This is a genomic window from Pseudomonas morbosilactucae (assembly GCF_023241665.1).
GTDB classification, from domain to species: domain Bacteria; phylum Pseudomonadota; class Gammaproteobacteria; order Pseudomonadales; family Pseudomonadaceae; genus Aquipseudomonas; species Aquipseudomonas morbosilactucae.
Genome location: NZ_JALQCX010000033.1, coordinates 144,366 through 157,105 on the forward strand (window position 1 = coordinate 144,366; position 12,740 = coordinate 157,105).

Consider the following 12,740-nt stretch of genomic DNA (forward strand, 5'->3'; position numbering starts at 1 on the left):
ACCTTGGATCTTGCCAGACTACCCGCCGTTTCAGTGGCCCGGACATTGGCCGCTGAACGAGTGGTTGAGAAGAATAATTGGAGCATTACCCATGAAGGCATTAGGTATGAAGATAGCTGGCAAGACCCTCCTCGCCATGTCCCTGATGGGCGTGATGGCGGCGGCCGCCCAGGCGGACGACAAAGTGCTGCATGTTTACAACTGGTCCGATTACATCGCCCCGGACACCATCAAGAAGTTTGAGGCCGAGTCGGGCATCAAAGTCGTGTACGACGTCTTCGACAGCAACGAAACCCTGGAAGCCAAGTTGCTGGCCGGCAAGTCCGGTTATGACGTGGTGGTACCGTCCAACAACTTCCTGGCCAAGCAGATCAAGGCCGGCGTGTACCAGGAACTGGACAAGTCCAAGTTGCCGAACTGGAAGAACCTCAACGAATCGCTGCTCAAGGCGGTATCGGTGAGCGACCCGGGCAACAAGCACGCCTTCCCGTACATGTGGGGTTCGATCGGCATCGGTTTCAACGCCGAGAAGGTCAAGGCGCCCTGGGTGCCGATGCGCCGACCAACTCCTGGGACTTGCTGTTCAAGCCTGAGAACGCCGCCAAGCTGAAGTCTTGCGGGGTCAGCTTCCTCGACTCGCCAACCGAGATGATTCCGGTGGCGCTGCACTACCTGGGTTACCCAACCGACAGCCAGGACAAGAAACAACTGGCTGAAGCAGAAGCCCTGTTCCTGAAAATTCGTCCTTCGATCGGTTACTTCCACTCCTCCAAGTACATCTCCGACCTGGCCAACGGCAACATCTGCGTGGCTGTCGGTTACTCGGGCGACATCTACCAAGCCAAGGCGCGCGCCGCTGAAGCCGGTGACAAGGTGAAAGTCAGCTACAACATTCCTAAAGAAGGGGCGGGCAGCTTCTACGACATGGTCGCCATCCCTAAGGATGCGGAAAACGTCGAGGGTGCCTACAAGTTCATGACCTTCCTGCAGAAGCCGGAAATCATGGCTGAAATCACCAACGCCGTGCGCTTCCCGAACGGCAACGCCGCGGCCACTGCCCTGGTTGATAAAGACATCACCGCCGACCCAGGCATCTACCCACCTGCCGACGTGCAGGCCAAGCTGTACGCGATTGCCGATTTGCCGGCAGCCACTCAGCGGATCCTGACCCGCAGCTGGACCAAGATCAAATCCGGTAAATAAGCCGATTTGTGGCACTGCCTGTTGTCATCCTTTGTCGGAGGATGGCAACAGGAAACAATTAAATGACAGAAAGTTTTGCTGGAATGGTTTATCGAGGGTAAGTTGCGCGCCGGTTTTGTTGCTGGGCAGCTACAGGCTGTCATGTAACGCGGGGCAACTTGGGCCCAACTATTTAAGAGGACCTTCACTTGCCTATTTCTTTGTTTCGCAAAGCCATGCTGGTTGGTGCTGGCCTGACGTTGGCCGTCAGTGCACAGGCAGCGCCCACCGTGCATATTTATAACTGGTCCGATTACATCGGTCAGAACACCCTGGCGGACTTTGAAAAAGCCTCTGGCATCAAACCCGTCTATGACGTGTTCGACTCCAACGAAACCCTGGAAGGCAAGTTGCTGGCCGGGCATACCGGCTACGACGTGGTCGTGCCGTCCAACCACTTCCTGGGCAAGCAGATCAAGGCCGGGGCTTTCCAGAAGCTCGACAAGTCGCAGTTGAGCAACTTTTCGAACCTGGACCCGGTGTTGCTCAAGCGCTTGGAAAAGAACGATCCGGGTAACCAGTACGCGGTCCCTTATCTGTGGGGCACTAACGGCATCGGTTACAACGTCGAGAAAGTCAAAGCCGCATTGGGCGTCGACAAAATCGATTCCTGGGCAGTGCTGTTCGAGCCGGAGAACATCAAGAAGCTCTCCAGCTGTGGCGTCGCGTTCCTCGACTCGGCGGACGAGATGCTCCCGGCGATGCTGAACTACATGGGCCTGTCGCCCAATAGCCAGAACCCCGAGGACTACAAGAAAGCCGAAGCCAAGTTGCTGGCGATCCGGCCGTATGTCACCTACTTCAACTCCTCCAAGTACATCTCCGATCTGGCCAATGGCGAGATCTGTGTGGCCGCCGGTTTCTCCGGTGACGTGTTCCAGGCCAAGGCGCGTGCCGCCGAGGCGGGCAAGGGCATCGATATCGCCTACGTGATTCCCAAGGAAGGCGGCAACCTCTGGTTCGACATGCTGGCCATTCCCCGGGATGCCGGCAACGTCAAGGAAGCCCATGCCTTTATCAACTACCTGCTCAAGCCTGACGTGATTGCCCAGGTCAGTGACGCGGTCGGTTATGCCAACCCCAATCCAAAGGCGGGTGAGCTGATGGATCAGGCGTGCGCACCGACCCAGCGGTTTATCCACCGCAAGAGATTGTCGACAAGCTGTACGTCAACTCCGAGTTGCCGCCCAAGATTCAGCGACTCATGACCCGTAGCTGGACCAAGGTCAAGACGGGCAAATAGCTTTAACGGCTCAAACTATCCAAGGCTCGCCCGTTTCGGGCGGGCTGCAAATTCTGTTGGGAGTTTCGCAAATGGCAGTTGCCTCCGGCGCCTATAAGAAAGCCTCGAGGGCGACCAGACACCCAAGCAGGTGCTGGTCAAAATCGACCGGGTCACGAAGAAGTTCGACGAGACGGTGGCCGTGGACGATGTGTCCCTGGAAATCAAGAAAGGCGAAATCTTCGCCTTGCTCGGCGGTTCGGGTTCGGGCAAGTCCACCTTGCTGCGGATGCTGGCCGGTTTCGAACGGCCCACGGAGGGGCGGATTTTCCTCGATGGCGTAGACATCACTGACATGCCGCCCTACGAGCGGCCGATCAACATGATGTTCCAGTCCTACGCCCTGTTCCCGCACATGACCGTGGCGCAGAACATTGCCTTCGGCCTCAAGCAGGACAAGATCCCGGCGGCGGAAGTCGACGCCCGTGTCGCGGAGATGCTCAAGCTGGTGCAGATGAGCCAGTACGCCAAGCGCAAGCCGCACCAACTGTCCGGTGGCCAGCGCCAGCGCGTGGCCCTGGCCCGCTCCCTGGCCAAGCGCCCGAAACTGCTGTTGCTCGATGAACCCATGGGCGCCCTGGACAAGAAACTGCGCTCGCAGATGCAGCTGGAGTTGGTGGAGATCATTGAGCGCGTGGGCGTGACCTGCGTGATGGTGACCCACGACCAGGAAGAGGCCATGACCATGGCCGAACGCATCGCCATCATGCACCTGGGCTGGATCGCCCAGATCGGCAGCCCGATCGACATCTATGAAACCCCCACCAGCCGCCTGGTGTGCGAGTTCATCGGCAACGTCAACATCTTCGAAGGCGAAGTGGTGGACGACGCCGAGGGCCACGCGCTGATTACCTGCAAGGACCTGGACCGCAATATCTACGTGGGCCACGGCATCAGCACCTCGGTCCAGGACAAGTCGGTGACTTACGCGATTCGCCCGGAGAAGCTGCTGGTCACCGCCGAAATGCCCACCTGCGAGCACAACTGGTCCAGCGGCAAGGTGCATGACATCGCCTATCTGGGCGGCCACTCGGTGTTCTACGTCGAGCTGCCGAGCGGCAAGCTGGTGCAGTCCTTCGTGGCCAACGCCGAACGTCGTGGCGCTCGGCCGACCTGGGGTGACCAGGTCTACGTCTGGTGGGAAGACGACAGCGGCGTGGTACTGCGCTCATGAACATGCGAAAGCTCAAGCGCCGCCTCAATCGAATAATTCCCGGTGGCCGCCAATTGGTCATCGGGGTGCCGTTCATCTGGCTGTTCCTGTTCTTCATGCTGCCGTTCTTCATCGTCTTGAAGATCAGCTTCGCCGAAGCAGACGTGGCGATCCCGCCGTACACCGAGATCTACAGCTACATCGACCAGAAGGTCCAGTTGCTGCTCAACCTCGGCAACTACTCGATGCTGGCCGGCGATGATCTGTACATCTCTGCTTACCTCGGCTCGTTGAAGATGGCGTTTTTCAGCACCATCCTCTGCCTGCTGATCGGCTATCCGATGGCCTATGCCATCGCCAGCGCCCGCAAAGAGCTGCAGACCGTGCTGGTGCTGCTGATCATGATGCCGACCTGGACCGCGATCCTGATCCGCGTCTATGCGTGGATGGGCATCCTCAGCAACAACGGCCTGCTCAACGGGTTCCTGATGTCCATGGGCCTGATCGACGAGCCGCTGCAGATCCTCAACACCAACCTGGCGGTGTACATCGGCGTGGTCTATTCCTACCTGCCGTTCATGATCCTGCCGCTGTACGCCAACCTGGTGAAACACGACACCAGCCTGCTGGAAGCTGCCTCGGACCTGGGTTCGAGTACCTTCAACAGCTTCTGGAAAATCACCGTGCCCTTGTCCAAGAACGGCATCATCGCCGGCTGCATGCTGGTGTTTATCCCGGTGGTCGGCGAGTTCGTGATTCCTGAACTGCTGGGCGGCCCGGAAACCCTGATGATCGGCAAGGTGCTGTGGCAAGAGTTCTTCAACAACCGTGACTGGCCGGTGGCGTCCGCCCTGGCGGTGGTGATGCTGGCGATCCTGATCGTGCCGATCATCCTGTTCAACCGCAGTCAGGCTAAAGAAATGGAGGGCAAGTAATGAAGCGCTTCAGTTTTTCCAGCCTGATGCTGGTGCTCGGCCTGTTGTTTATCTACCTGCCGATGCTGATCCTGGTGATCTACTCGTTCAACGCCTCCAAGCTGGTGACGGTGTGGGGCGGCTGGTCGTTCAAGTGGTACGTGGGCCTGCTGGATAACTCCCAGCTCATGGGCTCGGTGCTGCGCTCCCTGGAAATCGCCTGCTACACCGCAGTGGCGGCGGTGGCCCTGGGGACCCTGGCAGCCTTTGTGCTGACCCGGATCACCCAGTTCAAGGGCCGCACCCTGTTCGGTGGCCTGGTCACTGCGCCGCTGGTGATGCCGGAAGTGATCACCGGCTTGTCGCTGTTGCTGCTGTTCGTGGCCATGGCGCAGATGATCGGCTGGCCCCAGGAGCGCGGCATCGTCACCATCTGGATCGCCCACACCACGTTCTGCGCTGCCTATGTGGCGGTGGTGGTGTCGGCCCGCCTGCGTGAATTGGACCTGTCCATCGAAGAGGCGGCCATGGACCTGGGGGCGCGCCCGTGGAAGGTGTTCTTCCTGATCACCATTCCGATGATCGCGCCGTCCCTGGCGGCCGGCGGCATGATGTCCTTCGCCCTGTCCCTGGACGACCTGGTGCTGGCCAGTTTCGTGTCTGGCCCTGGTTCCACCACCTTGCCGATGGAAGTCTTTTCCGCCGTGCGCCTGGGGGTCAAACCGGAAATCAACGCCGTGGCCAGCCTGATTCTGCTGGCGGTGTCGCTGGTGACTTTCCTGGTCTGGTTCTTCAGTCGTCGCGCTGAAGAGGCCCGTAAGCGGGCGATCCAGCAAGCCATTGAAGAGGCGGCTGCCGACTCCTGGAAACAACCGGACGCGCGTCGCGCCCCGGCGCCGAACGCAGCCTGAGTTTCGCCTGGTACAAAAAACCTCGCCCCGTTACCGGGAGCGAGGTTTTTTATTGCCTAGGCCCAGGCATGGCAGGCCCGTCATTGGTCGGCACGGGCCGGCAGCAGCTTGAGGGTGCTGCGGGTGTTGGCGGTCACTTCCTCTTCGCTGAAGTGCGCTTGTTGATAAACCCCTTCGATGTAGGCCTCGGCCTGGTCGTCGTAGTGCTTGTCGAACAGCACGCCGCTCTGGCCCACGGGGTTGATGGTCAGGCTGTGGGCCGGGTCGGCGAAGTCGATCAGGCGCCGGGTCGAAGGGCCATAGGTGACGGGCCAGGGCGCCGGGCCAATCTTCGCCGAAAGATTGTTTGGCACTTCGTGGGTGCCGGGGGCGGCGAAGGGGCCGACGTTGAAGATCCTGTCCAGGGGCGACTGCGTGCCCAGGGGGTGGCTGTGGGTCAGGGTGTGGGCGCCGCCCCATTGCCAGCGCGCTGGGTCCTCGCCCAGGGTTTTCCTGAGGTGGGCGAGGCTGGCCTGCCAGGCGGCCTTGACCGTGTCGGCGCGGGTTTCCCGGCTGGGGGTGTCGCGGTTGTCCCACCAGGGTGAATCGGCCGTGGCCGCCAGGCGCGGCAAGGCGGCGTCGATTGCCCGGGTCTGGATCAGGGTGTCGAAGTAGCTGTCCCCCAGTTCATCGTGGAAGGCCGCGTAGGTCAGGTCGTAGAGGAACTGGTTGAACAGGGTGGCGCTGGTGGAGTCCAGCGGGTAGTCGCCTTGCCACTGGGCCAGCTGTTCCAGCAACTTCAGCTCCTGCGGGGCGCTGACCACCTCGCGCAGCACTGGCAGCAGCGGCGCCAGCAGGCGTGGGGCATAGGCGGTGGTGGTGCCCAGTTGCAGCTTCTGGCTGCGCTCGATGTCCCACTTTACTGTTTTATCGCTGAGCTGGCGGTCCAACTGCTGGCCACGATCCGCCAGGTTGTAGTAACCCGGGATCTCCATGCCGGTGGGCGACACCGGTTGAAAGTTGGCCGAGACAATGTAGCCCCGGGCCGGGTTCTCTTCCTGGGGGTTGGCGCTGAAGGGGTAGTAGCCGCTCTTGTCTGCCTGGGCGCTGCTGCCGTCGAGGATGAAGTACGGATTGGCGCCGGCCGGGCGCTTGGGCATCAGCGCCGCGGCCCACCAGCCGATGTCACCCTTGGCGCTGGCCCAGACAATATTCAGCCCCGGCGCGTGGACCTTGCTTGCCGCCGCGCGGGCCTTGGCCAGGGTGTCGGCACGGTTGAGCTGGTAAAAACCGTCGAGGATCGGGTTCGGCGTCTCCAGGAAGCCCCACCACATGGCGATCGGCGTCTTGCCGGCCGTAGCGCCGAGCACATCGTTGATGATCGGGCCGTGGGGCGACTGGCGCAGCACCAGGGTGACGGGCTCTTGGCCTTTGACGTCGATCTGCTGCTCGCTGCGGGTCAGGTCGACCCATTGGTCGCGGTACCACACCTGGTTGGCGTTCTCTGGATTGGTCTTCTCGGCGATCAGGTCGAGGTCGTCGTTCTGGAACATGGTCAGGCTCCAGCCGAAGTCCAGGTTGTGCCCCAGGAAAGCGAACGGCACCAGGGCCTGGTGATGGCCGTACAACTCAAAGCCCGGCGCCGACAGTTGGGCTTCGTACCACACCGAAGGCACCGAGAAGCGAATGTGCGGATCCCCCGCCAGCAACGGCTTGCCGCTTTGTGTGCGCGCGCCGGACAGGGCCCAGGCGTTGCTGCCCTCGTACTGTGGCAGGCCGGCGTCGATCAAGGCTTGCTGGCTCAATTGGGCCAGGGCGCCCAGGTCTTCCCAGTCACTGGCGCTAAGGGGCGGGGCGAGCGGTTTTTTGCTGTTAGCGAGCACGCCCCTGGGTTGCCAGTCGAGGTCGAACACCTTCAGGTAATCGGCACCCAGCTGATCGCGCACATAGGTCAGCACCGGCTCGGTGCGCAAGCCTGCGGCAAAGCTGTAGGCCATGAAGCCGGCGACGCTGATGGTGTCCTCGGCGGTGAAGGGGCGCTTGGGGATCCCCAGGGCTTCGAACTCCAAGGGCCGGCTGTGGCTGTCCTGGTACTGGTTGATTCCGTCCAGATAGGCTTCCAGGGCTTTCCACGCCGGGGACTGGCGATCCAGGCCGGCGACGTAGCTCGCGGCGCGGTCACGGATACGCAGACTGCGGAACAGCTTGTCGGTGTCCAGGAGTTTCGGGCCGAGGATCTGCGCCAGTTCGCCCCGGGCCAGGCGCCGCAGGACTTCCATTTGGAATAGCCGGTCCTGGGCATGCACATAGCCCAGGGCCCGGTACAGGTCGGCTTCGTTTTCGGCTCGCAGGTGGGGCACCCCGCGTTCGTCGTAGCGCACCGTCACCGAGCCCTGCAGGCCGTTCAGTTCCACCAGGCCCTGGCGCACCGGCAGCTTGCTGTACAGGTAGCCGCCGGCGCCCAGCAGCAGCGCGAGAATCAACACGACGAGTACGGTCAGGCTGCGTTTCATGCGGGCTCCTTGGGGTGGCGGTGGCCTCGTGGCGATCACTGCGAACATTTAGCACAAGTCTCGGCCGCCGCGTATCGCCGTCCTTGAATAGTCGCGAATGCCTTAGCTGGGCTTCGGGTTCGGCCAGGGGCAATAACAGCCCACGGCCAAGGTGTGGGTGGCGTTCACCGGGCGCCCGTCCTGCAAGGCCTTGAGGATGGGCTCGATAAAGCTGTTGCTGCTGTTGCAGGTCAGGCCCTCGCTGTAGGGGCCGAAGTAGGCCAGCTTGCCGTTGCGGTCCCAGATCGCCACCGCCGGGCTGGCGGGGATCTGCTCGGCGCCTGGCAGAGTGGGCAGGTGCTTGAGGCGCTCCAGGTTGGCGGGCAACTGGCCGTGGCTGCCGGTTTTTTGCACCCCGTAGAATTCCACGCCCTGGGCGCCGTAGTGTTCGATCAGCTCGGCCAGGTGTTGCTGGTTGCCGACATTGCACGGGCAGGCCGGGTCCCAGAAGTGCACCAGGCGGATGGGCCCGGGGCCGGCCAGCTCGGCGGGCAGTTGCAGGGCATCGCCGGAAAACACCGCCGTGTGCTCGTTGAAGGCCCGCAGATAGCGGCCCTGGAACCAGTCATAAGCCGCCCACAGCACTGCGGCACAGACAAGGGCGAGCAGGCTGGCAAGCAAGGGTGTGCGGTAGCGCTGGAGCATGGGCGTCGGTCCTCGAAGGTCGCGTAGCTTGCCATGCTTGCCGCGACAGATGAATATCGCAGGCCTATAAAGCCCGTTCTGCTCCAGCCGCCACTCTTTGGAAATTGTCATGTCCGCGACGTTCGACCCCGATCACTTGCGCGCCAGCCTGCAGTCACTGGACGCCTGCCAGCCACTGTCGGCCCAGGCCCAGGCCTATCAGCGCTTCTATGGGCTGGATTTGCCGGTGGCCAGTCGCCTGGGGCGCTTTCAGGTTGGGGCGTACGAGGTGGTCAGCCAGGTCTGGTGGCCCGAGCAGCCGGTGGCCACGATGTTTCTGTTCCACGGTTTCTACGACCACATGGGCCTGTACCGGCACGTGATCGAGTGGGCTCTGGCGCGGCAGTTCGTGGTGATTGCCTGCGACCTGCCGGGCCATGGCTTATCCAGCGGCGAGCGGGCGAGCATCGACGACTTCGCGGTCTATCAGGCGGTGATGGAGGGATTGTTCGAGCAGGCTCGCTCCCTGGCATTGCCACAGCCCTGGCACCTGTTCGGGCAGAGCACGGGCGGGGCGATTGTCATTGACCACCTGCTCAACCACGGCGCGCAAAGCCCGGCCCAGGGCCAGGTGATTCTGCTGTCGCCCCTGGTGCGGCCGCGCTCCTGGGGCTGGTCGATCCTCAGTTACTACTTGCTCAGGCCCTTCGTCACCGGCATTGCCCGGCGCTTCAGCGAGAACTCCCATGACCTGGGGTTTCTCTCCTTCCTGCAGGCCGATCCCTTGCAACCCTTGCGTCTGCCTACGGCGTGGGTCGGTGCCTTGGCGCGCTGGATCAAGCGTTTGGAAGCGGCGCCTTCCAGTTCGCGCCGCCCACTGATCGTGCAGGGGCAGCAAGACATGACGGTGGACTGGCAGCACAACCTGCAGGTGATCTGCGGCAAGTTCGATCAGCCCGAGGTGTTGATGCTGCCCGAGGCCCGGCATCACCTGGCCAACGAGACGGCGAACTTCCGCCAGCAGTACTTTGCTTTCCTGACCCAGCGCTTGTAGCGAGGCAGCCCGCTTGCCGAGCGCGGGCGTCATGCCCGCCCTGAAAGGGGCTGGTGGTGGAGGGATGGCGCCCGTAGACGCCGGCCCGGCTCAGGGCGCCAGGCTGGAGGTGCTTTGGCCGACCGCCAGGCCCGCGCGGATCGCTGCCAGGGCGGCCTGGTAGTAGGCCTTGCCTTCGGTGGACTCGGCAAAGGTCGCGAACTCTTCCAGCTCGGTGTCGGACAGGTCGCGGTAGACGTACAGCAAGGTGTTGTTCAGGTCATTGCCGATCTGCTCCATCAGGCGCTGGCGCTGGCCGTTGAGCATGCCTTGGGCCTGGCCGCCGCCGAGCAGCCCGGGAATCATCTGGCTCAGGCTGTCCGCCGCGACGCCGGCAATCGCCAGGCTCACTTCGGCGCCGGCTTCCCGGGCCGGCAGGGCCTGGGCCAGGTGGCCAATGATCAGTTGGCGGTTGTCGCTGGCCTGGATTTTCGGCAGGCCCTGGGCGTTCTTGGCCAGTTGGTCGCGCCGGGTGGCCAGCAGTTCGGCCGCGACGATCTTGCGCCCCAGCGCCGACTGGAAGAACGCCAGCGCCGGTTTCGGGTCCGCCAGGTTCTTGCGCAGTTGCGCTTCGGCGCGGCGGTCCACCGCCTGGGGGGCAAAGCGCTGGTTACTGTTGCTCACCAAGGTCTGGTAGACCGCCGGCGGCAGGCTGTTCTGGTAGCGCTGCTGGGCCGCACTCAAGGCATCGTTGAAATGCGCGCGTTGTTCCGGCCAGCCGGCGACCTTGTACAACTGGTCGTGGCTGTCTGCCCAGACGGGCAAAGCGCAGAACATCAACAGTGAAAAAAGCAAACGGCGCATAAGGACTCCTGTCGGCAGGCCACTATTCTCCGGGGCATGACGGTGGTTGTCGAGAATTCGTATCAGCTTCGAGGCGCAAAGTGCCCGCCGGCTGTGAAGGGCTAAAAAAACCCACGTTCCTCCGCTCTGCGGCGCTGTCAGATTTACCTGAGGCTGGATACTATGCGCGCCATGCAAATACCCTCCGATCACCCACTGCTGCTGCGTATTGTCGACGATCTGGCCGCGTGCGGCTGGTCGCAGCAGAGCATCTTCCTGCCAGAGGCTCTGACCCTGGAACTGGCGGCTGAGTGCCGTAAACGTGCAGCCGAAGGCGAACTGGCCCCGGCAGCCGTGGGGCGAGGGCCGTCCCAGGAGATTCGCGAAGGCATCCGCGGCGACCATATCCAATGGATCGAGCCCGGCCAGGCTGAGGCCTGCGACGTATACATGGGCTTGATGGACAGCTTGCGCGAAGCTCTGAACCGCGGTCTGTTCCTGGGGCTGGAGGACTTCGAAAGCCATTTCGCCCTTTATCCCCCGGGTGCGTTCTACCTGCGCCATGTCGACCGGTTTCGCGATGATGACCGGCGCATGGTCTCGGCGGTGATCTACCTCAATCAGGACTGGCTGCCCGAGCACGGCGGGCAGTTACGCATGTACCTCAAGGACGAGGGCGAGTACGAAGTGGTTCCGACAGGCGGCCGTTTGGTGGTGTTCCTGTCGGGTGAAGTCCCCCATGAAGTCCTGCCTGCGACCCGCGAACGCCTATCGTTGACGGGCTGGTTTCGGCGGCGTGGCAACGAGTTGTTTTGACGATGGAAAAGATCCTGGTCAGTCGCTGCCTGCTGGGCCACCGCGTGCGTTATGACGGCGGTGCCAGCGGTCCTTTCGATCAATTGGCTCGTTGGCTGGCAGAAGGGCGGGTGGTTGCGCTGTGCCCGGAAGTGGCTGGTGGCTTGCCGACGCCCCGTGCGGCGGCCGAGATTCCGGGCGGGCAGGGCGTCGAGGTGCTAGAGGGGCGTGCCCCGGTGCTGACTAGCGATGGTCAGGACGTCAGCGCCGAATTTCTTTCCGGCGCCCACCAAGCCCTGGTGCTGGTGGAACAACACGGCATTCGCATCGCCGTGCTCAAGGCCAACAGCCCGTCCTGCGGCAACCTGCTGACCTATGACGGCACCTTCAGTGGCATCAAGGTGCCGGGTGAGGGCGTGACGGCGGCGCTGTTGCGGCGCGCCGGGGTGCGGGTCTTCAGTGAGTTGGAACTGCCTGAGGCGGCCGCCGCCCTGGCTCGCCTCTGATGCCTGGGCCTGCGGGCCCGGGGCTTACTCTTTGGGCGGTTTGCTCGCGTCCATGCCAAACCATTTCTCCGACAGCGCCATCAATCGGCCGTCGGCCTTGATCCGCTGCAAGGCGCTGTCCAGGCTGGCCTGGAAGGCCGGATTACCCTTCTGGAACGGAATCGCCAGGCTCAAGGTCGGCCCGACTTTGGCCCCTTCTTTCACTGGCAACTGGCTGTCGCGAATGGCGTAGGGGATCAGCAGGCGGTCGCTGATGGCCGCGTCGATCTGTTTGTCCGCCACGTCTTTCAGGGGTTGTTGCGCGTCGGCGTAGCTGCGCAGGTTGATGCCTTCGACGCTGCGCGCCTGGTCGACGAACTGGCTGCCTTGGGCCACGCCCAGGGCCTGGCCGCGCAGGGCTTGCAGGGTGCCCAGGGGGCGCTGCTCTTCCTTGCGCACCACCAATTGTGCGTTGGAGTAGCTATAAGGCTCGCTGAAGTCGAAACGATCCTGGAGTTCCGGGGTCACTGCTATGTGGTTGATGGCGACGTCGTACTTGCCGCTTTCAACCCCAGGCAGCAAGTCGGTGTTGTCAGTGACCACAAAGTCCGCACGCACATCCAGCTCGGTGGCCAGCAGTTGCCCCAGCTCGACCTCGAAGCCTGTGAGTTTGCCGTCATCCTTGAAGTTGAATGGCGGGGCATCGGCCTCCAGGGCGATGCGCAGTTCCCCGCGGTCGTTGACGTCGTCCATCAGTTCGGCTTGAGCGTAAGTGCTCACAAGGGGTAGCAAAAGTATCAGGCCAGGCAGGAAACGCATGGTCACTCCTTGAATTTATATGGGCGCTGCGCCGTTCAGGCTCGCTTTGCTATGGTTCTGAGTGCCTTCGACAACGAATCGCCACGAAGTTGTCATAACCGTAAATAA

9 protein-coding genes and 3 pseudogenes are annotated in these 12,740 nt (G+C 62.5%); 8 read left to right on the forward strand and 4 right to left on the reverse strand.

Features of this window, described 5'->3' with window-relative positions; all coding sequences use genetic code 11:
• Positions 1-106 precede the first annotated feature (106 nt).
• The 5 genes and pseudogenes from M1B35_RS18160 to M1B35_RS18180 all read left to right on the forward strand — a co-directional run bounded on the left by M1B35_RS18160 (position 107) and on the right by M1B35_RS18180 (position 5,502).
• Positions 107-1,203: pseudogene (locus tag M1B35_RS18160) on the forward strand (polyamine ABC transporter substrate-binding protein).
• A gap of 188 nt (positions 1,204-1,391) precedes the next feature.
• Positions 1,392-2,485: pseudogene (locus M1B35_RS18165) on the forward strand (polyamine ABC transporter substrate-binding protein).
• Positions 2,486-2,556: 71 nt separating this feature from the next.
• Positions 2,557-3,698, forward strand: a pseudogene (locus M1B35_RS18170) (ABC transporter ATP-binding protein).
• Positions 3,699-3,733: 35 nt separating this feature from the next.
• Positions 3,734-4,612 carry an ABC transporter permease subunit gene (locus tag M1B35_RS18175; protein WP_268262742.1) on the forward strand — a complete coding sequence of 293 codons (879 nt, stop codon included), beginning with the start codon at positions 3,734-3,736 and terminating at the stop codon, positions 4,610-4,612.
• Complete coding sequence (locus tag M1B35_RS18180) at positions 4,612-5,502, forward strand: ABC transporter permease subunit (RefSeq protein WP_268262691.1); 891 nt, start codon at positions 4,612-4,614, stop codon at positions 5,500-5,502. The genes M1B35_RS18175 and M1B35_RS18180 overlap by 1 nt, the downstream gene beginning before the upstream one ends.
• Before the next feature lie 80 nt (positions 5,503-5,582).
• Here the strand turns inward: M1B35_RS18180 and M1B35_RS18185 are convergent, their stop codons facing one another.
• Together M1B35_RS18185 and M1B35_RS18190 are read right to left on the reverse strand one after the other, a co-directional pair.
• On the reverse strand, positions 5,583-7,994 hold the full coding sequence (locus M1B35_RS18185; protein ID WP_268262692.1) for a penicillin acylase family protein: 2,412 nt from the start codon (positions 7,992-7,994) through the stop codon (positions 5,583-5,585).
• A 102-nt stretch (positions 7,995-8,096) separates the two neighbouring features.
• Positions 8,097-8,678 carry a DUF6436 domain-containing protein gene (locus M1B35_RS18190; protein ID WP_268262693.1) on the reverse strand — a complete coding sequence of 194 codons (582 nt, stop codon included), beginning with the start codon at positions 8,676-8,678 and terminating at the stop codon, positions 8,097-8,099.
• Between the two features lie 109 nt (positions 8,679-8,787).
• Here M1B35_RS18190 and bipL point away from each other — a divergent pair, with 109 nt between their 5' ends.
• Complete coding sequence (gene bipL / locus M1B35_RS18195) at positions 8,788-9,711, forward strand: phospholipase BipL (protein WP_268262694.1); 924 nt, start codon at positions 8,788-8,790, stop codon at positions 9,709-9,711.
• 90 nt (positions 9,712-9,801) lie between these two features.
• Here the strand turns inward: bipL and M1B35_RS18200 are convergent, their stop codons facing one another.
• The gene (locus M1B35_RS18200) at positions 9,802-10,554 is read right to left on the reverse strand and encodes a hypothetical protein (protein ID WP_268262695.1); all 753 of its coding nucleotides are present in this window, start codon (positions 10,552-10,554) and stop codon (positions 9,802-9,804) included.
• A 162-nt stretch (positions 10,555-10,716) separates the two neighbouring features.
• On the opposite strand from M1B35_RS18200, the gene M1B35_RS18205 reads away from it, so the two are divergent.
• Both M1B35_RS18205 and M1B35_RS18210 read left to right on the forward strand, forming a co-directional pair.
• Positions 10,717-11,349: a 2OG-Fe(II) oxygenase gene (locus tag M1B35_RS18205; protein ID WP_268262696.1), complete on the forward strand. Its 633-nt coding sequence runs from the start codon at positions 10,717-10,719 to the stop codon at positions 11,347-11,349.
• 2 nt (positions 11,350-11,351) lie between these two features.
• Positions 11,352-11,834 (forward strand): 2-thiouracil desulfurase family protein, encoded by a 483-nt coding sequence (locus M1B35_RS18210; protein ID WP_268262697.1) that lies wholly within the window; start codon positions 11,352-11,354, stop codon positions 11,832-11,834.
• Between the two features lie 24 nt (positions 11,835-11,858).
• On the opposite strand, the gene M1B35_RS18215 is transcribed toward M1B35_RS18210, so the two are convergent.
• Positions 11,859-12,632: a transporter substrate-binding domain-containing protein gene (locus M1B35_RS18215; protein ID WP_123327698.1), complete on the reverse strand. Its 774-nt coding sequence runs from the start codon at positions 12,630-12,632 to the stop codon at positions 11,859-11,861.
• Positions 12,633-12,740 lie beyond the last annotated feature (108 nt).

Coding starts and splice junctions, on each gene's coding strand:
- M1B35_RS18180 (WP_268262691.1), top strand. CDS start 4,612: ATGAAGCGCTTCAGTTTTTCCAGCCTGATGCTGGTGCTCGGCCTGTTG.
- M1B35_RS18185 (WP_268262692.1), bottom strand. CDS start 7,994: ATGAAACGCAGCCTGACCGTACTCGTCGTGTTGATTCTCGCGCTGCTG.
- M1B35_RS18190 (WP_268262693.1), bottom strand. CDS start 8,678: ATGCTCCAGCGCTACCGCACACCCTTGCTTGCCAGCCTGCTCGCCCTT.
- bipL (WP_268262694.1), top strand. CDS start 8,788: ATGTCCGCGACGTTCGACCCCGATCACTTGCGCGCCAGCCTGCAGTCA.
- M1B35_RS18200 (WP_268262695.1), bottom strand. CDS start 10,554: ATGCGCCGTTTGCTTTTTTCACTGTTGATGTTCTGCGCTTTGCCCGTC.
- M1B35_RS18205 (WP_268262696.1), top strand. CDS start 10,717: ATGCGCGCCATGCAAATACCCTCCGATCACCCACTGCTGCTGCGTATT.
- M1B35_RS18210 (WP_268262697.1), top strand. CDS start 11,352: ATGGAAAAGATCCTGGTCAGTCGCTGCCTGCTGGGCCACCGCGTGCGT.
- M1B35_RS18215 (WP_123327698.1), bottom strand. CDS start 12,632: ATGCGTTTCCTGCCTGGCCTGATACTTTTGCTACCCCTTGTGAGCACT.